This window comes from Kitasatospora sp. NPDC048239 (genome assembly GCF_043202015.1).
Lineage (GTDB): Bacteria > Actinomycetota > Actinomycetes > Streptomycetales > Streptomycetaceae > Kitasatospora.
Window position 1 is genome coordinate 1 of the sequence record NZ_JBICZP010000051.1, and the last position, 1478, is coordinate 1478.

Consider the following 1478-nt stretch of genomic DNA (forward strand, 5'->3'; position numbering starts at 1 on the left):
TCGAGGAGGTTGGGGTGGTGGGGGGTTGGGGTGGTGAGGGTGGTGAGGGTGTGGGTGAGGTGGGTGGTGGTGGTGGGTGTGGTGGTGAGGGTGGTGGTGATGACGGGGGTGCCGGTGGGGTCGGTGGCGGTGAGGGTGTGGGTGTTGGGGTTGGTGGGGTGGGGGGTGATGGTGGTGTGGAGGGTGGTGGGGTGGGTGGTGTGGAGGGTGGTGTGGGTGTAGGTGGTGGGGAGGTGGAGGGTGGTGGGGTTGTGGGTGTTGGTGGCGAGGAGGGGGTGGAGGGCGGCGTCGAGGAGGGCGGGGTGGATGGGGGTGTTGGGGGGTGGGGTGGTTGGGAGGGTGATGGTGGCGTGGAGGGTGGTGCCGTTGTGCCAGGCGTGGGTGAGGCCTTGGAAGGTGGGGCCGTAGGTGTAGCCGTGGTGGGCGAGTCGGGGGTAGAGGTCGGTGAGGTTGATGGGGGTGGAGCCGGGTGGGGGCCAGGTGGTGTGGGGGGTGGGTGTGGGTGTGGGGTTGTTGGTGGGGGTGGTGGTGAGGGTGGCGGTGGCGGTGTGGGTCCAGGGGGTGTGGGGGTTGGTGGTGTGGGGGCGGGTGTGGATGGTGAGGGTGCGTTGGCCGGTGTGGTGGGTGTCGGGGGTGGTGGTGAGGTGGAGGTGGGTGGGTTGGGTGGTGAGGGGGGTGGGGGTGTGGAGGGTGAGTTCTTCGATGTGGGGGTGGTTGAGGTCGTGGGCGGCGTGGAGGGCGAGGTCGAGGAGGGCGGTTCCGGGGAGGAGGGGGGTGTTGAGGATGGTGTGGTCGGTGAGCCAGGGGTGGGTGGTGAGGCTGGTGGTGCCGGTGTAGGTGGTGGTGCCGTCGGGGTGGGTGGTGGCGGTCTTCAGGATCGGGTGATCCGTCGGAGTGAGCCCCAGCGCCGTCGGCGTGCTGCCGGCCGACAGCGGGCCGATCCAGTGCCGGGTGCGCTGGAACGGGTAGGTGGGCAGCTCGGTGTGGACGGCGGCCGGCCGGTCCTCGGTGGCCCACCGGGCGACGGGCGCGCCGACGGTCCAGGCCCGGCCGAGGGCGGTGAGGAACTGCTGCCGGTCGTCGTGGTCGCGGCGCAGCGTGCCGAGCACCGTGGTGCTTGCGTCGGCGTCGAGCTCGTCCAGGGTCTGCTGGATGCCGTAGGTGAGGACGGCGTGCGGGCTGCTCTCGATGAACAGTCCGAAGCGGTCCCGGTGCAGGGCCCGGACGGTGTCGTCCAGCCGGACGGTCTGGCGCAGGTTGCGGTACCAGTAGTCGGCGGTCAGCTCCGCGGTGTCGAGCACGTCCCCGGTGACGGTGGAGTAGAAGGCGATCTCCGTGTTCTTCGGCGTGATGTCGCCCAGCAGACGGGCCAGTTCGGCTTCGAGCGGTTCGACGTGGTGGCTGTGGGAGGCGTAGTCGACGGGGATGCGGCGGGCGCGGATGTCGGTGGTGTCGTAGTGGTGTTGGAGGGTGTCGAG

Annotated in this window: 1 protein-coding gene; it reads right to left on the minus strand. The window is 70.4% G+C overall.

Annotated elements, in window-relative coordinates:
• Positions 1-1478: acyltransferase domain-containing protein (locus tag ACGFZP_RS39445; protein ID WP_392942322.1), on the minus strand; the 1478-nt coding region annotated here is incomplete at both ends.